Annotated in this window: 15 protein-coding genes; 9 read left to right on the top strand and 6 right to left on the bottom strand. The window is 74.8% G+C overall.

Annotation, left to right across the window (positions count from 1 at the left end; translation table 11 throughout):
* Positions 1 to 213 precede the first annotated feature (213 nt).
* From AC07AZ_RS13325 to AC07AZ_RS13305, 5 genes are all read left to right on the top strand, one after another.
* The gene (locus tag AC07AZ_RS13325; RefSeq protein ID WP_478846993.1) at positions 214 to 606 is read left to right on the top strand and encodes an ankyrin repeat domain-containing protein; all 393 of its coding nucleotides are present in this window, start codon (positions 214 to 216) and stop codon (positions 604 to 606) included.
* A 300-nt stretch (positions 607 to 906) separates the two neighbouring features.
* Positions 907 to 2,325 carry a HEAT repeat domain-containing protein gene (locus AC07AZ_RS13320; protein ID WP_478846991.1) on the top strand — a complete coding sequence of 473 codons (1,419 nt, stop codon included), beginning with the start codon at positions 907 to 909 and terminating at the stop codon, positions 2,323 to 2,325.
* 139 nt (positions 2,326 to 2,464) lie between these two features.
* Positions 2,465 to 3,592, top strand: coding sequence for a glycosyltransferase family 4 protein (locus AC07AZ_RS13315; protein ID WP_478846989.1), 1,128 nt, complete (start codon positions 2,465 to 2,467; stop codon positions 3,590 to 3,592).
* A complete protein-coding gene (locus AC07AZ_RS13310) occupies positions 3,589 to 4,752 on the top strand; it encodes a glycosyltransferase (protein ID WP_478846987.1) in 1,164 nt (387 codons plus the stop codon). Before AC07AZ_RS13315 ends, AC07AZ_RS13310 begins: the two co-directional genes overlap by 4 nt.
* Entirely contained in the window at positions 4,749 to 5,642 is an 894-nt protein-coding gene (locus AC07AZ_RS13305) for an SGNH/GDSL hydrolase family protein (RefSeq protein ID WP_478846985.1), read from the top strand. Before AC07AZ_RS13310 ends, AC07AZ_RS13305 begins: the two co-directional genes overlap by 4 nt.
* 321 nt (positions 5,643 to 5,963) lie before the next feature.
* Here AC07AZ_RS13305 and AC07AZ_RS13300 read toward each other — a convergent pair whose 3' ends face one another.
* Genes AC07AZ_RS13300 through AC07AZ_RS13280 form a run of 5 tightly spaced genes read right to left on the bottom strand, consistent with a single transcriptional unit; the run spans position 5,964 to position 10,409 of the window.
* A complete protein-coding gene (locus AC07AZ_RS13300; protein ID WP_478846983.1) occupies positions 5,964 to 6,833 on the bottom strand; it encodes a 5-oxoprolinase subunit C family protein in 870 nt (289 codons plus the stop codon).
* The gene (locus AC07AZ_RS13295) at positions 6,833 to 7,447 is read right to left on the bottom strand and encodes a 5-oxoprolinase subunit B family protein (RefSeq protein ID WP_478846981.1); all 615 of its coding nucleotides are present in this window, start codon (positions 7,445 to 7,447) and stop codon (positions 6,833 to 6,835) included. The genes AC07AZ_RS13300 and AC07AZ_RS13295 overlap by 1 nt, the downstream gene beginning before the upstream one ends.
* Positions 7,444 to 8,202, bottom strand: coding sequence for a LamB/YcsF family protein (locus AC07AZ_RS13290; protein ID WP_478846979.1), 759 nt, complete (start codon positions 8,200 to 8,202; stop codon positions 7,444 to 7,446). Before AC07AZ_RS13290 ends, AC07AZ_RS13295 begins: the two co-directional genes overlap by 4 nt.
* 18 nt (positions 8,203 to 8,220) lie before the next feature.
* Positions 8,221 to 9,066, bottom strand: coding sequence for a putative hydro-lyase (locus tag AC07AZ_RS13285; protein ID WP_478847371.1), 846 nt, complete (start codon positions 9,064 to 9,066; stop codon positions 8,221 to 8,223).
* Between the two features lie 20 nt (positions 9,067 to 9,086).
* Positions 9,087 to 10,409: an MFS transporter gene (locus tag AC07AZ_RS13280; protein WP_478846977.1), complete on the bottom strand. Its 1,323-nt coding sequence runs from the start codon at positions 10,407 to 10,409 to the stop codon at positions 9,087 to 9,089.
* A gap of 174 nt (positions 10,410 to 10,583) precedes the next feature.
* Here AC07AZ_RS13280 and AC07AZ_RS13275 point away from each other — a divergent pair, with 174 nt between their 5' ends.
* From AC07AZ_RS13275 to AC07AZ_RS13260, 4 genes are all read left to right on the top strand, one after another.
* On the top strand, positions 10,584 to 11,279 hold the full coding sequence (locus tag AC07AZ_RS13275; protein ID WP_478846975.1) for a GntR family transcriptional regulator: 696 nt from the start codon (positions 10,584 to 10,586) through the stop codon (positions 11,277 to 11,279).
* A gap of 290 nt (positions 11,280 to 11,569) precedes the next feature.
* Complete coding sequence (locus tag AC07AZ_RS13270) at positions 11,570 to 13,096, top strand: hypothetical protein (protein WP_478846973.1); 1,527 nt, start codon at positions 11,570 to 11,572, stop codon at positions 13,094 to 13,096.
* A 304-nt stretch (positions 13,097 to 13,400) separates the two neighbouring features.
* Positions 13,401 to 14,282, top strand: a complete 882-nt coding sequence (locus tag AC07AZ_RS13265; RefSeq protein WP_478846971.1) for a hypothetical protein — start codon at positions 13,401 to 13,403, stop codon at positions 14,280 to 14,282.
* A gap of 53 nt (positions 14,283 to 14,335) precedes the next feature.
* Entirely contained in the window at positions 14,336 to 19,021 is a 4,686-nt protein-coding gene (locus AC07AZ_RS13260; protein ID WP_478846969.1) for a hypothetical protein, read from the top strand.
* Here the strand turns inward: AC07AZ_RS13260 and AC07AZ_RS13255 are convergent, their stop codons facing one another.
* Complete coding sequence (locus AC07AZ_RS13255) at positions 19,022 to 20,572, bottom strand: GMC family oxidoreductase (RefSeq protein ID WP_478846967.1); 1,551 nt, start codon at positions 20,570 to 20,572, stop codon at positions 19,022 to 19,024.
* Positions 20,573 to 20,588: the final 16 nt, after the last annotated feature.

Genomic DNA, 20,588 nt, shown 5'->3' with positions numbered 1-20,588 from the left:
GGATCACAGGATGTATCCATACGATAAAAGGTGCAAGTGGGTGAATTACGGCTGATTTCACTCGGGTGGCAGAGCCCCGGCACCCCGGTGACCAGGGCCGTTACGGCTCACGGGGCCCCGTGCTCCCTGCCGGGGACATGTCCGGCCATGTGCGCCGGAAGCCAGTACGCTGGCGATTCACCTGAACGGTTGTAACGAGAGGCGGTCCGGCTGATGACCGAAGCCCCCGACCCCGAGGTCGTGGAGCTCGCGACCAAGATCTTCGACCTGGCCCGCCAGGGACGGGCGGAGGCACTCGTGGCGTACGTCGACGCGGGCGTGCCGGCCGACCTCACCAACGACCGCGGCGACAGCCTGGTGATGCTCGCCGCCTACCACGGCCACGCCGACGCGGTGCGTGCCCTGCTCGCCCGGGGTGCCGACGCCGACCGGATCAACGACCGCGGCCAGACCCCGCTCGCGGGGGCCGTCTTCAAGGGCGAGGCCGAGGTCGTCAAGGCCCTGATCGAGGCCGGTGCCGACCCGGCCGCGGGCACCCCGTCGGCCGTCGACACGGCCCGCATGTTCGCGAAGGCGGACCTGCTCGAACTGTTCGGCGTGAGCTGACCCGGCCGTCCTGACCAGGGAAAACTCAAGAAACGGGGGAGGCGGTGACCAGCCGTCGAAATATCGGTCGCGGCGGGACGAACTGCCGAGTCATCATGACCTCGTGATTCACGGACGCGATGGCCGGGCAGGTGACGCCGCACCGCGTGGACCGTGACGCGGCCCGCATGGGCCACCGACGAGAGGCAGAGGAAAATGGTCTACAGCAAGCAGGAAGCGGCGGGCGCCCCGACGTGTTGTCACGCGGCCAGGTAATGCACGTCCCCGGTTGCGTCGACGCTTGATGTGAGGCTGTCTCCCATGTTCGATCCGGTCATAGCGCCCAGCGGAACGCTGCTCGGCCTGCTTCAGCGGGGCCGCGGCGACGGCACCCTGCACGCGCTCACCGCACCGCGAGCCGAGGCGCTCGCGGCTCTGAACCACTGCGTGCTGCTCGACCCGCGCCACGACTGGCAGGTGGAGAACCGCTCCCTGTACTACGCCCGTCTCTACCTCGACCTGAACGGCGAGCTGGACGAGATCGAGGCGCACCTCTTCGACGTCGAGGACGCCTTCGACACCGAGGAGTCACGCACCGGGCTCGCCCTCGCGGTCCTGGGCCACCTCGCCTCCTACGGCAGGCTCGACGCCCTCGCCCTGCTGCGCAGGTACGCAGCCTCCGGCTCCAACTGGGCCTGGGCCCTGGACGAGCTCGCGCTGCGCGACGACGACGCCGGCCTGCGCGCCCTGGCGGCCCCCGTCCTGGCGCGCTTCGCGACCGACGCCGAGGGCGAGGCGGAACTCGCCGCCGCCGTACGCGACGCCTTCGAACCCCGGCCCTGGCGGCTGTGGGCCGAGGATCCGCGCGAATCCGTCGCCGGCCGGGTGCGAGCCGCCCACGAGTCCGGCTGCTTCGACCGCTGGCAACGCCAGATGCGCCCCACCGGCCCACGCCCCGGATGGAGCGTGCAGGCCGTCTTCGAGTGGGCCCAGCAGGGCATCGAACGCGGCGCCGCGCTCCACGTCCCGGCCGCCCGCTGCCTCTCGGCCGTCGCCGGCCCCGAGGACCGCCCCGCGATCGTCGGAGCCGCCGAGGACGGTACCGACGGCGCCCGCTGCACCGCCCTGCGCTACCTCGCCGACAGCAACGACCCCGACGCCCTCCGCCTGATCGAGCGCGCCACGGCCACCGGCTCCGCCCTCGTCGTGGAGGCCGCCGTCGACGCCTTCGAACGGATGCGCAGCGTCGCCGCCGTCGACCGCGCGCGAGGCTGGGCCCGACGGCCCGATCCGCTCGGCGCCGCCGCCGGCCGGATGCTCGCCTGCCGGGGCGGGGCGCAGGACAGCGACCTGGTCCTCGCCGCACTCCGGGAGGCCGTACGGGGCGAGGGACCCGACGCGCCGACGCTGTGGACCCTCGTCGACGGCGCCGGACGGCTCGGCATCGCCTGCGCCGCCCCCGTCCTGCGGCACGTCTACCGGGAGACCGCGTCCTCCCATCTGCGCGGCCGCGCCGCCCGCGCGCTCGCCGCCACCGACCCGTCCTACGCCACCGGATTCGCCGTCGAGTGCCTCTGGGACTGCGAGGAGACGACCCGCGAGATCGCCGCCCGGCACGCCGAGACCGGCGACGCCCGGGTCGTGGAGCGCCTGCGCAGGCTCGCCGCCGACCCCGCCGAGGAGGCCGAGGTCCAGACGGCCGTACGCAGCCGGATCGGCCCCGACGCGCCCGCCGTGTGAACGGGGGATGACCCGCAGGGCGGGCGGGCATGGACGCGGCCCGACCTGCCCGGGTGCGCAGCGCAACGCTCATGGACCGTTCCTCGCCCGGACAGATCCACGTTGACGCGGGCACGTCCGGTACGGCGACAACACGGGTATGCGTGTCGTCATCGTGACCGAGTCCTTTCCCCCCGACGTGAACGGCGTGGCCCACTGCGCGCTCCAGACCGCCCGGCACCTCGTGGACCGCGGTCACCTTCCCCTCGTCGTCGCGCCGGCCACCGCCGCCGGCAGCGGGCCCGACGCCTCGGCGCCGTGCCCGGTCGTCCGTGTCCCCTCCCTACCGCTCCCGGGCTACCCCCAGGTCCGCGTCGCCCTCCCCAGCCGACGCGTCGCCGCGGCCATCACGGAACACCGTGCCGACCTCGTCCACCTGGCCGGCCCCTTCGTCCTCGGCGTCCGCGGCATGGCGGCCGCCGCCCGGCTCGGCATCCCCGCCGTGGCCGTCTACCAGACCGACCTCGCCGGCTACGCCCGCACCTACGTGGGCGCCGGTGAGGCGGCCGCCTGGCGGCGCATACGCTCCGTCCACTCGGCCGCCGACCTCACGCTCGCCCCGTCCGGCCCGGCCCTGCTCGACCTGGAGGCACACGGCGTGCCCCGGGTCCGGCTGTGGGCGCGGGGCGTGGACACCGCCCGCTTCCGCCCCGAACTGCGCGACACCGCGCTGCGCCGCGAACTCGCCCCCGGCGGCGAACTGATCGTCGGCTATGTCGGGCGCCTGGCACCCGAGAAGCAGATCGAACTGCTGGCCGGCGCGTGCGGCCTGCCCGGCGTACGGGTCGTCGTCGTGGGCGACGGGCCGAGCCGGGCGAGCCTGGACCAGGCACTGCCGGGCGCGGTCTTCCTGGGCCGGCGCACCGGCGACGAACTCGCCCGGATCTTCGCCTCCCTGGACGTCTTCGTGCACACCGGCCCCTTCGAGACCTTCTGCCAGACCGTGCAGGAGGCCATGGCGAGCGGCGTGCCCGTCGTCGCGCCCGCCGCGGGCGGGCCGCTGGACCTGGTCGCCCACGGACGCACCGGGGTGCTGGTTCCGCCGCGCGACCCCGACGCCGTACGGGACGCCGTCGCCTCCCTGGGCGCCGACCCCGCGCTGCGGGCCGCCTTCGGCGCCGCGGCGCGCGCCCGTGTCGAGGGTCGCACCTGGGCCGCCGTCGGTGACCAGCTCATCGGCCACTACGGCGACGTGCTCGCCTCGCGCAGGACGGTGGTGGCGGCATGACCGGGCTGCGGATCGTACGGCTGGCGAACTTCGTCGCGCCCTCCTCCGGCGGTCTGCGCACCGCGCTGCGCGAGCTGGGCAAGGGCTTCAGGGCGGCGGGACACGAGCCGGTGCTCGTGGTGCCCGGCGAGCGGGCCGGTGACCGGGAGACCGAACAGGGGCGCGTCATCACCCTGCCGGGTCCGCTGCTGCCCGGTACCGGCGGCTACCGCGTCCTCACCGACAGACGCCGGGTCGCCGCGCTCCTGGAGGAACTCGCCCCCGACCGCCTGGAGGTCTCCGACCGGACGACCCTGCGGTGGACCGGAAAGTGGGCGCGGCGGGCCCGCGTCCCGGCCGTGATGGTCTCCCACGAGACGGCCGACGGCGTCCTGCGCACCTGGGGCCTGTCGGAGAACCTCTCCCGGCGCGCGGCCGACGCCCTCAACGTCCGTACGGCCCACACCTACGCGCGCGTGGTGTGCACCACCGAGTTCGCCGAGCGGGAGTTCGTGCGCGTCGGGGCCCGCAACGTCGTCCGGGCCCCCCTGGGCGTCGACCTCGTCCAACGGCACCCGGACCTGCGCGACCCGGGGCTGCGGGCCCGGCACGCCCGCGGGCAGGAGGCACTGCTCGTGATGTGCTCCCGGCTGTCGGTCGAGAAGCGGCCCGGCACCGCGCTGGACACCCTGGAGGCGCTGCTGCGGCGCGGCCGGCGCGCGGTCCTGGTGATCGCCGGGGACGGGCCGCTGCGCGCGCGGCTCGAACAGCGGGCGCGCGAGCGCGGACTGCCGGTCACCTTCCTCGGCCATGTCGGCGACCCCGCGCTGCTGGGCGCGCTCCAGGCGTCGGCCGACGTGTGTCTGGCGCCGGGACCCGCCGAGACGTTCGGGCTCGCCGCGCTGGAGGCGATGGCCTGCGCCACCCCGGTGGTGGCCAGCGCCTCGTCCGCGCTGTCGGAGGTCATCGGTTGCGCCGGAGCCACGGCCGCCGACCACGGGGCCGCCTTCGCGGACGCGGTGGAGACGCTGCTGGCGCTTCCGGAGCCGGCCCGGCGCGAGGCCGCACGCGCGCGTGCGGAGTGTTTCGGATGGCGTACGTCGGTCGAGGCGTTCCTCGCCGCGCACGACGCGGTGGTGCCGGGCGCCACCCGTACGTTCCTGCCGGAGGGCGTCGGATGAGACCGCTGCGTTTCGTCGCCCTCGGTGACTCGCTCACCGAGGGCGTGGGCGACCCCGCGGGGGACGGGTGGCGCGGCTGGGCCGCACTGCTCGCGGACGGGCTCGCCGGGACGACGGACGAGGGCGCGGCGCCCGGCCCTGACGGTGAGATCGAGCAGACCGTCGCGTTCACCAACCTCGCGGTGAGCGGCTCCCAGACGCGTGACGTGCTGGAACGGCAGCTGCCGGCCGCGCTCGCCCTGCGCCCGGACGTCGTGTCGGTGGTCATCGGCGTCAACGACACCCTCCGCTGCACCTTCGACATCCGTGCCGTCGCGGCCCGGCTCGACACCGTGTACGCGGCCTGCACGGACCTCGGCGCGGTCCTGCTCACGGCGTGTCTGCCCGACCCGGGCGGGGCGCTCGGCCTGCCGGGCGCACTGGCCCGCCCGCTCGCTCGGCGGCAGCAGGCGGTCAACGCGGTCGTCCACGCCCTGTCCGACCGCTACGGCGCCGTGCACCTGCACGCCTCCGAGGGTGCGTGGATCACCGACCGCGCGATGTGGAGCGCGGACCGGCTGCATCCGGGGGAGCGGGGGCACCGGCAACTCGCGGCGCGCTTCCACGCGTTGCTGGCCCGGGAGGGCGTCGCGACCGGGCCGGCGCCCTCGCCGGAGCCGGAGTTCGCGGTGCCCACCAGGTCCGCGAGCCTGTGGTGGCTGGCCACCGCGGGCACCGGCTGGGTGGCCCGGCGGTGCACCGACCTGCTGCCCCAGCTCCTGACGCTCGCCGCGGACGAGCTGCGCCACCGCGCGCGCGGAACGAGCGGCCGGCTCGACCTCCGCGCATCCGCGGGGGTCTCCGCGGCACTCAGCGCACTGACGGCGACGGAACGGGCCGACGTGGCGTGAGGGGCGTTTCGGGCGGCGGGCGTGGGGGCGGGGTGGGGCGCCCGCCCGGTGCGGCCCCTACAGCCCGATGAGGGCGATCATCAGGTGGCCGTCGTGGCCGTCGTGGCCGTCGTGGCCGTCGTGGCCGTCGTGGCCGTCGTGGCCGTCGTGGCCGTTGCGGCCGTCGTGGCCGTTGCGGCCGTCGTGGGCGTCGTGGCCGTCGTGGGGGCGGCGTGGGCGCCGTGGCCGTCGTGGGGGCGGCGTGGGCGTCGTGGCAGTCGCCGGCCGACGGGTCGGCTGTCGGCTGCCTTGGCGCCCCGCCCTGGCGCCCCGACTGCCGTGTCAGCGGCGGCGGACGGTCACGAAACGCACCGGGATGCCGGGCACGGCCTGCGCGGCGGCCGGGAGGTCGGTGGTGCGGACGACGGCGATGACCGGGTAGCCGCCGGTGGTCGGGTGGTCGGCCAGGAAGACGACCGGCCGGCCGTCCGGCGGTACCTGGACGGCGCCCAGCACCATGCCCTCGCTGGGCAGTTCACCGGACCGGGCCCGCTCCAGGGCGGGCCCCTCCGTGCGCAGTCCGATGCGGTTGCTCGCGGAGGACACGCGGTACGCGCGGGTGGTGAAGGTCCGTACGGCCTCCGGTGTGAACCAGTCCTCGCGCGGGCCCGGTGTGACGCGCAGGACGAGTTCGGCCGGGGGACGCGGCTGCGGGGCCACGTCCACGCGCGCGTGGAGGTCGGCCGCGGGTCCCAGCGGCAGGACCGCGCCGTCCGCCAGCGGTGGCGGGCCCAGGCCCGAGAGGAGGTCCGTGGAGCGGCTGCCGAGCACCGGTTCGACGGCGATGCCGCCGGACACCGCGACATAGCCGCGTACTCCGGCGAGGGCCGGCCCGACCTCCAGAAGCGCCCCGGCGGGTACGAGGACCGGTGCGCCCCAGGGGGCCGGGCGGCCGTCCACGGTCACCCGGCAGGGCGCCCCGCCGACCGCCGCGGTGACCGTGCAACGGGGGCGCAGGGCGCACCCGTCGAGCGTGGTCTCCAGGACGGCCGCCTCGGGCGGATTGCCGGCCAGCCGGTTCACCAGCGCGGCCGTGGGCGGGTCCAGCGCCCCGGAGCGGGGCACCCCCAGGTGGGCGTGCCCGGGACGCCCCCGGTCCTGCACGGTGGTCAGCGCCCCGGCCCGTACGACGGCGAGCGCGCGGTCGGTCATCAGGACGCCACCGGGACGAAGCGGACGCGCGTGCCCGGCGACAGCAGCGCGGCCGGCACGCGCGCGGTGTCCCACAGCACCACGTCGGTGGTGCCGATCAGCTGCCAGCCGCCCGGCGACGCGCGCGGGTACACGCCGGTGTACGGGCCCGCCAGGGCCACCGACCCGGCCGGTACGGCCGTGCGCGGGGTGGAACGGCGCGGCACGTCGTAGCGCGACGGCAGTCCGGTGAGGTACCCGAAGCCGGGGGCGAACCCGCAGAAGGCGACCCGGAACTCGGTGTCCGCGTGGATGCGGGCCGCCTCCCGCCCGGACACACCCCAGTGCGCGGCGACGTCGGCCAGGTCGGGGCCGTCGTAGCGCACCGGGACCTCCACGACCCCCCGCGCGCGCGGGGGAGCGGGGGGCACCCTGGAGGCCGTCAGCTCGGACGCCACGCGGTGCGGGTCGCTGACGCCGTCCAGGAGGACCGTGCGGGCCGCCGGGACGATCTCCCGGGCGGTCAGCAGGCCCTCCGCGCGGCGGCGCAGCAGTTCGGCGTGCAGTGCCTGGGCCTCGTCGCCCGAGGCTACCTCGACGAGCAGGGCGCCCTCGCCCACCGGCAGCACCCTCATGCGAAGGCCTCCACCCGCACGCCCGACTCCTCCAGCCGCTTCCGGACCCGGCGGGCCAGTTCCACCGCACCGGGTGTGTCCCCGTGCAGACACAGGGAACGCGCGCGGACCGGAACGCGCGCCCCGGAGCGGGCGGTGACCACCCCGTCGCGGGCCAGTCCCAGCGAGCGCGACACGACGGTCTGCGGGTCGCTGACCACGGCGCCGTCCTCGCCGCGCGGGACGAGGGTGCCCTCCGCGGTGTACGCGCGGTCCGCGAACGCCTCCGGGACGGCCGGCAGACCCGCCTTCCCGGCCAGCTCCAGCAGCCGCGAGCCGGGCAACCCCAGCACCGGCAGCGTGGCGTCGGCGAGGAGCACACCGTCGACGACCGCGCCGGCCTGCTGCGCGTCGTGCACGGCGCGGTTGTAGAGCGCGCCGTGCGGTTTGACGTAGGACACGCGGGTGCCCGCCGCCCGCGCGAAGACCTGGAGCGCGCCGATCTGGTAGGCCACCTCGGCCGCCAGCTCGGCGGACGGCACGTCCATCGCGCGCCGCCCGAAACCCGCGAGGTCCCGGTAGGAGACCTGGGCGCCGATCCGGACCCCCCGCTCGGCCGCCTGGTCGCACACCCGGCGCATGGTGACCGGGTCCCCGGCGTGGAAACCGCAGGCCACGTTGGCGCTGGTGACGACGGACAGCAGGCCCTCGTCGTCGGTCAGCCGCCAGCGGCCGAAGCCCTCGCCGAGGTCCGCGTTGAGATCGATCGGGGTCATGGATCCAGTGTCTCCTGCTCATGCCACGCGGTACTGCTCGTCGCGGGCGTCGGTGAGGAACATCTGCCCGGGGGCATGGGTGATGGCGAACGGCGGACGCGAGGCCATCACCGCGGCCTGCGGGGTCACCCCGCAGGCCCAGAACACCGCGATGTCGTCCGGCTCGGACTCCACCGGGTCGCCGAAGTCGGGGCGGCCGAGGTCGTGGATCCCCAGGGCCGAGGGATCGCCGCAGTGCACGGGGCTGCCGTGCACCGCCGGGAGCAGACTGCTCTCCCGGATGGCGGCCGCCAGGTGCTGCGGCGGCACCGGCCGCATGGAGACCACCATCGGCCCGTGCAGCCGCCCGGCCGGGCGGCACTGGCGGCCGGTGACGTACATCGGCACGTTGCGCCCCTGCTCGATGTGGCGGATCGGGACGCCCGCCCCGGTCAGCGCCCATTCGAAGGTGAAGCTGCAGCCGATCAGGAACGACACCAGGTCGTCACGCCAGTGCGCGCGCACGTCGGTCGGCTCCTCCACCAGCTCGCCGTTCTCCCACACCCGGTAGCGCGGCAGATCGGTGCGCAGGTCGGCGCCGTCGGCCAGGACGGTCGTCGGGGAACCGGCGTCGGTGACGTCGAGCACCGGACACGGCTTGGGGTTGCGCTGGCAGAACAGCAGCATGTCGTACGCCCAGTCGGCGGCCACCGAGATCAGGTTGACCTGGGTGTGGCTCGCCGCGACCCCGGCGGTGGGCCCCGCCAGACCAGCGCGGAAGCGCATCCGGGCGTCCTGGGGGCTCCACGCGTGCGCGTGCGGGTCGACGACGGTCAGGGGGCGGTCCCCCGCGGGGGTCGACGGCCGGGCTCGCGGCGCGGTCACCGGACGGTCCTGGGTCGTGTTCACGTGAGTTCCTTCCCGGCGGTCTCCGGCAGGCCCAGCAGGGCCAGCGCGGCGATGGCGTATCCGATCGCGCCGAACACCAGCGCGCCGCCCACACCCCAGCTGTCGGCGAGGAACCCCACCGTCGTGGGGAAGACGGCGCCCACCGCGCGACCGGTGTTGTAGGTGAAGCCCTGGCCGGTGCCGCGCACCGCGGTCGGGTACAGCTCGCTCAGATACGACCCGAAGCCGCTGAAGATCGCCGACATGCAGAACCCGAGCGGGAAGCCGAGCACGAGCAGCACGGTGTTGGCGCCGCTCGGGATGTTCGCGTACGCCAGGATGCACACGGCCGACAGCAGCGCGAAGAGCCAGATGTTGCGCCTGCGGCCCAGCCGGTCGGTGAGGTATCCGCCCGTCAGGTAGCCGAGGAAGGCGCCGGAGATCAGGAACGTGAGGTAGCCGCCGGTGCCGACGACCGACAGGTCACGCTCGGTCTTCAGATACGTGGGCACCCACGTGGCGAGGGTGTAGTAGCCGCCCTGGACGCCGGTGGAGAGCAGCCCGGCGAAGACCGTCGTGCGCAGCAGGCCCGGCGCCTCGGGCGTGCCCGGCCTGAAGATCGCCGTGAACGAGCCCTTCTCGGCGCTCTTCTCGCGGGCCGCGGCCGCCTGGGGCGCGTCGTGCACCCGGCGCCGCATCCAGATGACGAGCAGCGCGGGCAGCGCGCCCGTCCAGAACATCACCCGCCAGGCGAGGTCGGCGCCGAGGAAGGAGAAGACCAGCGTGTAGACCACCGCGGCCAGTGCCCAGCCCACGGCCCACGAACTCTGGACCGCGCCGAGCGTACGGCCGCGGTGCCGGGCGCTCGCGTACTCGGCGACCAGGATCGCCCCGACCGCCCACTCACCGCCGAAGCCAAGCCCCTGAAGGGCCCGGAACACCAGCAGCGTCTCGTAGTCGGGCGCGAAACCGCAGGCGACGGTGAACACCGCGTAGGTGACGACGGTGATCATCAGAGCCCTGACCCGGCCGACGCGGTCCGCGAACACCCCCGCGAGGGCACCGCCGACCGCGGATACCACCAGCGTCACGGTGGTGAAGAGCCCGGTCTGTCCGCTGTCCAGGCCGAAGTACGAGGCCAGCGCCACCATGCTGAGCGGCAGCGTGAAGTAGTCGTACGAGTCGAGGGCGTAGCCGCCGAACGCGCCGGCGAAGGCGCGGCGGCCGCGCGGACCGAGGGCGCGCAGCCAGCCCAGCGCGCCGTCGTCGGCGTGGGCGCCCGTCGCGACAGCGGCGTCGGGGCCGGTGGTCAGGGACTGTGGCGGTGGGGTCGTGCTCATGGGGCACCTCGCAGAGGGAGGACGGAGAGTGCGTGAGGACTGAGCCGTGCCGCGCGGGGAGGACCGGACGCCGTGGGTGCGGGAACTCCACCGTCGTCACAAGGTAGAGGATCGTTGAACGATCCTTCAATACCCGTGTTGTTTCGTTCCTGTGTCTGCGCTTGAATTCCGGGCATGGCAGAGCAGCTGACAGGACTGGCCGACGACCGCGCCCTCCTGGGCCGTACCAGCACCGCGGAACGGGTCGCGGACATCCTCAGAAGCCGTATCGCCGAGGGCTACTTCCCGCCCGGCACCCGCCTGTCGGAGGACAGCATCGGCGGCGCGCTCGGCGTCTCCCGCAACACCCTGCGCGAGGCGTTCCGGCTGCTCACGCACGAGAGGCTGCTGGTCCACGAGCTGAACCGGGGCGTCTTCGTCCGGGTCCTGACCGTCGAGGACGTCGAGGACATCTACCGCACCCGCGGCCTCGTCGAGTGCGCCGTGGTGCGCGGGCTCGGCGAGCCGCCGTACGGCCTCGACGGTCTCGCCGACGCCGTCGCGGAGGGACAGCGGGCGGCGCGCGAAGGAGACTGGAAAGCGCTGGGCACGGCCAACATCCACTTCCACCGGGAGCTCGTCGCCCTCGCGGCGAGCGACCGCACCGACGAGCTGATGCGCAGTGTCTTCGCCGAACTGCGCCTCGCCTTCCACGTGGTGGACGACCCGCGCCGGCTGCACGAGCCCTACCTCGCGCGCAACCAGCAGATCCTCCAGGCACTCCAGGCGCGGGACAAGGACGAGGCCGAGCGCCTGCTCGCCGTCTACCTCGCCGACTCGCTGAGGCGCGTGGTCGAGGTGTACCGCCGCCGGGTCGGCGAGGAGAGCTGAGGAGTGCTGACGGGGCCACGCACGTCACTCCGGTTGGGCAGCGCCGGGAAGGGGCGCGGGGAACCGCGCGACCGGTCCCACGGACGCGCCGCGGACGCCCGACGGCACACCGCGGCACGGGCGGCGCCACGGGCGGCTCCACGGGCGGCAGAGCGCTCGGCTGGGGCGCCGCCCTCATGCGACCACCACCGCACCCGTAGGACCACCACCGCACCCGTGTGACCGGCGCTGCGCCGGGGGCATCTGCGTCGTTTGGGTCGTTGTCAGACCGAGGACCTAGTCTGTGCACCGTGACTTCGCCTGCATCGACGGACAGCGTTCCGCCCCAGCTCAGCGCGGGGCCGCGCCCCGCACCGGGCCCGGCCGCCGACGAGGGACTGGCGCGGCGGCTGCGCGCGCTCGCCTGCACCGCGCCGCTGCACGACCTCGATGCCCGCAAGGCCAACCTCGCCGGCGAGTACTCGGTGTACGGCATGGCGGAGGTCGCCCTGTCCGCCATCGACCTGGTCACCCTGAACATGGACTTCGACACCGGCGCCGACCACGACCATGTCGTCGCCCGGCTCATCCCGCGCATCGCCGCCCAGGCCCCCACCCGGCCCGTGGCCGAGCACGAGCGCGTGGCCCGCTGGGTGCTGGAGAACCTGATCAACGTCGGCAGCGTGGACCGCGGATTCCGCGCCGTCTACGGCACGTTCGCGACGGACGGCACCTATGTGCGCCGCGACTACGACTTCAAGCTGATCGAGGAGGTGCCGGGCCCCGGCGGCACCGTCTACCTCCGTACCACCGACGAGGCGGTCAACGTCCTCGTGGGCGCTCTGGACACCGACGTCACCAGCGCCCAGATCGCCGCCGAGGTCAAGCTGGAGGTGCTGATCAGCCGCGGCCGCCTCGCCGACGCCCAGCTCGCCGCGGAACAGGCCCGCTACCGGACCGTGCAGTACTCCGAGACGCTGCGCCGGGCCCTGGACGCGACCCGGCGCAACGTGCGCGCGGTCGACTGGCTCAACTCGGTGCCCGACATGATCGCCGAGGCCCTCGACCACGTGGCCGACCGCTACCGCCACGAGAACGCCATCCTCACCAACATCCGCCGGGCCCGCGACGAGTCCGAGGACTCCGGGCAGAAGCGGCGCGCGGCCGAGCTCGTCGACATCGTCAAGGACTGCATCCGGCGCCACACGCAGCTCCAGTCCCGGCTGCTGGAGGCGGGCCCGCTGTTCCGCGCCGAGCAGGACCGGCAGGCGTTCGCCACCCCCCTGACCACCTCGGGGACCGACCTGTACGGCCACCTCCTCGCGCCCGTCCTGCCGCTGCCCCTGCGGGAGGCGGTCCGGGTCACCGACGCGTTCTTCGCGCACGGGACCGGGCTGCGGACCCCGGTGTCCGTACGGGTCGGCGACCTCGTCGACATCCTCCTGACGCCCCCGGTCGAGCGGGAACACCTCGGCGCGGAGATGCCCGAGCCGGACCTCGTCGCCACCCCGGACGACAGCCGGTTCAGCGAGGAGCAGTTGGCGGCGGCCACGGCACTGCTCGACCTGCCGGCCGACGCCCCCCGCCGGCTGTCCGGGCTGCTGGCCGAGGCCCGCCGGCAGGACCCCGAACTGCCCTACCTCGTCGCCCTGCTGGCCGTGCACGCGGCCAGTCCGCCGGTGGGCACCGCCTACCGGCAGGGCGAGCGCAAACTGCTGTTCGCCGTGGACGACGGCACCGAGCTGGACGACCCGGAGTTCGGCGGCGCCGACCTCATCGTCGGCATGGCCCTGCTGGACGCGGCGGGAATGACGGCGGACCGGACGGAGGCCGCCTGATGCCCCTGCCCCCGCACGGACCCGGTCCGACGTCCCGGCCGCGGCACGGAACGCTCGTGGCGGTTCCCCCCGGAACGCTCGTGGCGGTTCCCCCCGGAACGCTCGTGGCGGCTCCCCACAGAGCGGTCGGAGCGGCTCCCCACAGGGCGGGCCCAGCCGCTCCCGCCCGCGTGGCCCCTTCCGCCCGTGCGTCGGTCGCCGCCCACGCGAGCCCGCCGAGCACCCCACGCCCCCGTGCTTGTCGAGAGGTCGTCCCGCCCTCCGTCCCGCCCGTCGTCCCCCACCACCCCGAGGAGTCCCCGTCGTGAGCGAGCACGTCGACCGGAGCGAGCCGGAGGCCGTCGCCGCGCAGGCGAGTGCCGCCGTCACCCCCGCCGACGCCGCCGACGCGGCGCGGCTCGTCGCCTTCGGTCTCCAGCCCAAGCTCCAGCCCGCGCGCGACCAGGAGTACCAGGACCTGCTGCGGCGCTACCGCGAGGAGGCGCCGTTCGCGCGGCTCGCCGACGCGGTGGCCGCCGGACTCGGCCTGGTCGTCCTGGAGGTGTCCCCGCGCGCGGGGATGGCGGTGACCGCGGCCGAGGACTCGGTGTTCGCCGTCCGCATGGGCGACTACGCGCGGCGCACGTCCGCCGACTCGGCCGACCGCTTCCTGCACGGGCTGGCGCACCTCGCCGTCGCGGCCATGGCGTTCCCGCGGCCGGAGGACCTCGCCGACGACGGCTACATCGGGCGGGTCACCGTCAACGGCGTCGACGCGTTCGTACGTCAGGCCTGCCGCCGGCTGGAGGAGCGCGCCGAGGAGTTGGGCGAGGTCACCGACCCGGCCACCGACGCCCCCGGCCTGGAGAGCGCCTGGCGGATCTGGGCGAGACGCAGCGCCACCGGCGCCACCAAGGACGCGCGCCGCCTCGCCGGTTCGACGACCGGCATCGTCGGCAAGGCCGCCGCGTTCCTCACCGACTCCGGCTTCCTCCAGCGCACCGGCGACGAGAACGGCGGCACCTACCGCACCACGGCCCGCTACCAGCTCCAGGTGCGGGACATGGCCGGCACCGCCGCCATGGCCGAGCTCCTCGAACTGGGCGTCGTCCCGGTGACCGACGGCACGCCGAGCCTGCTGCCGGCCGAGGAGAGCGACGACCTGGACCTGGTGGCCGACGCCGGGCTCCCGTTCCACTCCTCCTGAGCCCCCAGCCCCTGCCACGTCCCCGACCTGCCGAAGACTTACGAGAGTCCGCCATGTACGAGTTGTCCCGGGTCCGCCTCTACTCCATCGGTCCCGCCGGTGCGCGCTACGCCGACACCGTGCTTGACCTGCGGGGCGTGGGCGAGCCCGTGCCCGACCCCGCGCCCATCCAGGCGGAGTTCTTCGCGGAGGAGCCCGTCGGCCCGCCCCTGCGGCCGGCCCCCGCCGGCGTGCTCTTCCTGGAGAACGGCGGCGGCAAGTCCGTCCTGCTCAAGCTGATCTTCTCCGTGATGCTGCCCGGCCACCGCAACACGCTCGGCGGCGCCAGTTCCGGAGTGCTGCGCAAGTTCCTGCTCGCCGACGACTGCGGGCACGTGGCGCTGGAGTGGCAGCACGTGCAGACCGGCGAGTGCGTCGTGGTCGGCAAGGCCAGCGAGTGGCGCGGGCGCCAGGTCTCCAGCGACCCGCGGAAGTTCGCCGAGGCCTGGTACTCCTTCCGCCCCGGCCCCGGACTGAGCCTCGACAACCTGCCGGTCGCCGAGTCCACCGCCGTACGGCCGCCCGTCGAGGGCCAGTCCGGCGCGCAGGGCCGCCGGCGCACCATGAAGGGCTTCCGGGACGCCATCACCGAGGCGGGCAAGGCGTACCCGCACCTGGAGGTCCACTGGGAGGACATCCACGACCGGTGGATCGAGCACCTCGGCGATCTGGGCCTCGACCCCGAACTCTTCCGCTACCAGCGGGAGATGAACGCCGACGAGGGCGAGGCCGCCGGACTCTTCGCGGTCAAGAAGGACTCCGACTTCACCGACCTGCTGCTGCGCGCCGTCACCGACACCCGCGACACCGACGGACTGGCCGACCTGGTCAGCGGGTTCGGCAACAAGCTGGGCCGGCGCGCCGAGCTGATCGCCGAACGGGACTTCACCGCCGGGTCGGTGGACCTGCTCGGCCGGATCGTCGAGGCCGCCGAGGCCCGCTCCCGCGCCCGCGAGATCCACACGGGGGCCGAGCGCCGCACACGGACCCTGGCCCGCCGGCTCTCCGCTCGGGGCGCGCGGGAGCGCCTCCGGTCCGGCGACCTCGCCCAGCGGGTGACCGCCGCCGCGTACGCCGTGACGCACGCCGAGACAGGCCGCGCGCGCAGTGCCCTGATCGCCGCCGAACTCGCCTACCGGCACGCCTCGCTGGCGCTGGCCGGGGCCGAGAGGTCGGCAGCCGCGCTGAAGCGTGAGCTCGCCGACGCGCGCACCCTGCACTCCGCCTGGCAGGCCGCCGAGGTGGTGCTGCGTCACCGCGCCGCCGCCGACCGCGTCGCCCGCGTGGCCACCGCCATCCAGGAGGCCGAGCGGGACGCGGCCCCCGCGCTCGCCGCCCGGTCCAGGGCTGCCGTGGACCTCGTACGCGCGCTGCACGCGGCCGCGGACGGCGCAGAGACCCTCGCCAACGAGGGCGAGGAGCGGTCCGCGGCGCTCCAGGAGGTCAGCGAGACCGCGCACCGGGACGCCACCTCCGCCGCCACGGAGGCGCAGCGCGCCCGCAGCGAGGCCGGACACCTGCGCCAGCGCCTCACGGAGGTCGAGCAGGAGACCGCCGAGGCCGTGCGTGCCGGCTGGCTCGACGACAGCGCGCCCGACGCCGACCCCGCGCGGGCCGCGCTCGCCGCCAGCGACGCCGAGAAGACCGCCGTGGCCGCCTGGGACGCGGCACGGGAGGCGTCGCGCCGGACCTCCGAGCACGCCCGGGAGGCCGCCGCGGCCGAGTCCCGCGCGGAGCTGACGGCGGCCCGCGCGGCGGACGCGGCGGCCGCCGCCGAAAGGTCCTACGACGCCGAGCGCCGCCTCGCCGAGGGCCTCGCGTCGGAGGAGCGCCTCGCGGAACTGCTGAGCCTGCCCGGCGTCTTTGCCGGTGCCGGGCGCGGCACCGTGCCCGCGCCGCGTGCGGGGGCCGACGGGCCCGCCGCCTCCCCGGGTGCCGGCACGACCCCGCCCGGCCGGTCCGAAAGCGGCTCCCTCACCCCCGAGGACCTGGACCGCTTCGCCGGTGAACTGCGCGAACTGCTCGACGACGCCGTCTCCCGGGCCGAACGCCAGCTCTTCGACCTGCGCACCGCCGCCGCGGACGACGCCCGGATCCTCGGCGCGCTCGGCGACGGCGGGCTGCTGCCGCCCGGCCCCGACGTGCTGGCCACCGTGGAGTTCCTCGGCGAACGCGGCATCCCCGCGCTGCCCGGCTGGCGTTATCTCGCCCAGGCCGTCGACCCCGTCGACCACGCCCGCGTCCTGGCCGCCCGGCCCGAACTGGTCGACGGTGTGATCATCACCGACCCCGACACGCACGCGCGGGCGCGGGAGGCGCTGACCGACGCCGCGCTGCTGCCGCGCTCCGCGGTGGCGGTCGGCACCGCGGCCGCCCTGCTCGCCCCCACGCCCGCTGCCGACACCCACGACGGCCGCCACGCCGACGTGTTCCTCGTACCGCCCAACCCGGCCATGCACGACGAGCACGCCGCCGACGAGGAGCGGCAGGCACTGCGCGCGCGGGCCGGCGCCCGGGACGAGGAGATCCGGGCGCTCGCCGCCCGGCTCGGCAAGGACCGGGAGCTGGCGGCACGCCTGTCGTCCTGGCGCACCGGCTGCCCCGCGGGGCGGCTCGTGGAACTCGCGCAGGCCGCCCGGGAGACCCGCGCGTTCGCCGAGGAGGCCGAGGCCGAGCTGGTCGAGGCGCGGACCGTGCGGACCGAGGCCGACGAGGCGGCCGCCGAGGCGGCCCAGGTGCGCGACGAACGTCAGGAGGCCGCGCAGAAGGCCCGGCGTGCCGCCGACGCCCTCGCCGGACTCGCCTTCCGGCTGCGCGAACGGGCCGGCTGGCAGGTCAAGCTGCGTGAACTGGCCGACGAAGCCGCCGAGTCGGAGGCCCGCGCCCAGGCCTGCCTGGAGCGGGCCCGGGCCGCCGACGAGGACCGGCGGGCCGCCCAGCGCGCCGGTGACGACGCCCGCCGGACCGCCCGCGCCCTGCGTGCCGAGCGCTCGGAGATCGCCGGCGCCCCCGACGACGTACCCGAGGCCGACGCGACGGCCCCGAAGTCGTCGCTGCCCGCCCTCCGCGAGGCCTACCGGGCCGCCTCCCAGGTGTACGAGAAGGTCGGCGTCGGCGCCGACCTGCGGGCCGAGCAGGCCCGGGCCGAGAGTGACGAGAGCGCGGCGCGCGCCGAACTGGACCGCCTCAGCAACAAGGTCCGCACCCGCGCCGGTCAGCTCCTGGAGTCGACCGACGGCTCGGACGGACCGTCCCGGCAGGCCGCCGCGGCCCGCGCCGACGAACTGGTCCAGCTCCTGGAGACCCGGATGTCCGCCGCCAGCGAGCAGCTCGGCCGGCTGCGCGCCGAGGCCGAACGGCACGCACCCGAGGAGGGTGAGGCGCACACCGAGCTGTCCGAGGACATGCTGCCGCGCGACGCCGAACACGCCCAGGGGCTGCTGCGCACCGCGAGTGCCGAACTCGCCTCCCGCACCGAGGCGTTGAACGGCGCCAGAGAGACACACGCGGAACTCCTCGACGCCCACCGCGCCGCTGAGGACGCCGCCGGCGGCTTCGACGAGATCGCCGCGACGCTCCGCGACCTGCTGCGCGAGCACACCGCCGAGGAGGAGCGGGAGGAGCCCGAGCCCTACCCCGGCAGCCCCGAGGGGGCCCGGCAGGCCGCCGCCGACGCCCGCCGCTCCCTGCGCGGCTGCGCCGCCGACCTGTCCGCCGCCGAGTCCGCCGTGCGCGAGGCGAGCGACATCCTCGTCCGGCACGCCAACTCCACGCGCTACGAGCAGGTCCGCACCCCCGCGCGGCAGCAGATCCGCGAGCTGCCGGCGTCCGCGCTGCCCGAGCACGCCCGGAAGTGGGCCGACGCCTTCGCGCCCCGCCTCCGCGTCCTCACCGACGAGCTGGCCCAGCTGGAACGCAACCGGGACTCGATCGTGGACCGGCTGCGGGGGCTGGTCGAGTCGGCCCTCGCCACCCTGCGCTCCGCCCAGCGGCTGTCCCGCCTGCCCGAGGGCCTGGGCGAGTGGTCCGGGCAGGAGTTCCTGCGCATCCGTTTCGAGGAGCCCGACCAGGCCGTCCTCACCGAGCGCCTCGGCGAGGTCATCGACGAGGCCACCCGGGCCGCCGTCAGGAAGAACTCCGACCTGCGGCGCGACGGTATGTCGCTGCTGCTGCGCGGGGTCGGCGCCGCCCTCATGCCCAAGGGCATCGCCGTGGAGATCCTCAAGCCGGACGCGGTGCTGCGCGCGGAGCGGGTCCCCGTCGGGCAGATGGGTGACGTGTTCTCGGGCGGACAACTGCTCACCGCGGCCATCGCCCTGTACTGCACGATGGCCGCCCTCCGCAGCAACGACCGGGGCCGCGACAAGCACCGGCACGCCGGCACGCTGTTCCTCGACAACCCCATCGGGCGCGCCAACGCCACCTACCTGCTGGAGCTCCAGCGGGCCGTGTCCAACGCGCTCGGCGTGCAACTCCTGTACACCACCGGTCTGTTCGACACGACGGCGCTCGCCGAGTTCCCGCTCGTCATCCGGCTGCGCAACGACGCCGACCTGCGGGCCGGCCTGAAGTACATCAGGGTGGAGGAACACCTCCGGCCGGGACTGCCCCAACAGGTCCCGGCCGGAGAGGGCGAAGCGGTGCACAGCGAGATCACGGCGACACGGATGTACCGGCGGCCCACACCGGCCACCGGTTGATCAGGCGTCCTCCTTCAGCAGGTCGGCGCACTTCTCGCCGATCATCATCGTCGTGATGCACGGGTTGACGGCGACGAGGTCGGGCATCACCGAGCCGTCCGCGACCCGCAGCCCCTCGACCCCCTTGACCCGCAGCCGCGCGTCGAGCGGGGCCGAGGCGTCGTCGTCCGCGCCCATCTTCACGGTGCAGGACGGGTGGTAGACGGTGTTGTGGGTCTGGTGGATGTAGTCGAGGAGTTCGTCGTCGGTGCGCACGTCCGGTCCCGGGGCCAGTTCGGCGCCCGCCCAGCCGCTCAGCGCGGGCTGCGAGACGATCTCGCGGGCCAGTCTCAGCCCGAAGGTCATCACCCGTACGTCGTGTTCGTGCGTGAAGTACCGCGGGTCGACCATCGGCTTGTCCCGGTAGTCCCGGGTGCGCAGCCGCACCGTCCCGCGGGACCTGGCGCCCGTCACGTTGGGCGTGAGGCAGAACGCGTTCTCGGAGGTGGGGTATCCGTGCCGGGCGGTGTTCATGTCGAAGGGCACCGAGCCGTAGTGGAACATCAGGTCGGGCCGGTCCAGGCCCGGTTCGGTGTCGTAGAAGACGCCCGCCTCCCACCACTGGCTGGAACTGGTCGTCATGGGCTGCTTGGCGTCCCACATGATGACGCCCTCGGGGTGGTCCTGGAGGTTCTCGCCGACGCCCGCCGCATCGACGACGACCTCGACGCCGGTCTCGCGCAGGTGCGCGGCCGGCCCGATGCCCGAGAGCATCAGCAGCTTGGGTGAGTCGATCGCGCCGCAGGACACGATCACCTCGCGCCGGGCCCGTACGGTACGGGTGTGGATCAGGTCCGGGTCCAGGTACTCGGCGCCCACGCAGCGCCGCCCGTCGAGCACGAGCTTCTTGGCCCGCATCCCCGTCCGTACCTCCAGGTTCGGCCGCTTGCCGAGGACCGGGTGCAGGTACGCCACCGAGGACGACTGGCGGATGTTGTCCTCGTCGGAGTTGATCTGGAACCAGTTGGCCCCGCGCACCACCGTCCGGCCCGTGTTGAACGGCGTGGTCGGGATGCCGGCCTGCGCGCACGCCTCCAGCAGGGCCGTGCCGCACGGGTCGTCGCTCTTGAGCGTGCGCAGCTTCACCGGCCCGGTGCGGCCGTGGTGGTCGCCGGGAGCGTCGTTGTTCTCCAGCCGCCGGTACAGCGGGAAGAGGTCGGCGGCGCTCCAGCCCGTACAGCCCGCCGCGGCCCAGCCGTCGAGGTCCTCGGCCGGCGCCCAGAAGGCGATACAGGAGTTGTGCGAGGAACAGCCGCCGAGCACGCGGGCGCGGGCGTGACGCATGAAGCTGTTGCCGCTGGCCTGCGGCTCGACCGGGTAGTCCCAGTCGTAGCCGGACTCCAGCAGGCCCATCCAGCGCTCCAGTCTGAGGACGTCGTCGTCACCGACGTCGCTGGGGCCCGCCTCCAGCACGCACACCGTGACGGACGGGTCCTCCGAGAGCCGGGCCGCCACCACGTTGCCGGCGGTGCCCCCGCCGACCACGACATAGTCGAACTCATCGTTGTCCATGAGCTGTTGACCTCCT

The organism is Streptomyces sp. NPDC043878 (assembly GCF_056435735.1).
Note: the sequence above shows the minus strand (reverse complement) of the source record. Positions and strands in the feature narration are given on the sequence as shown.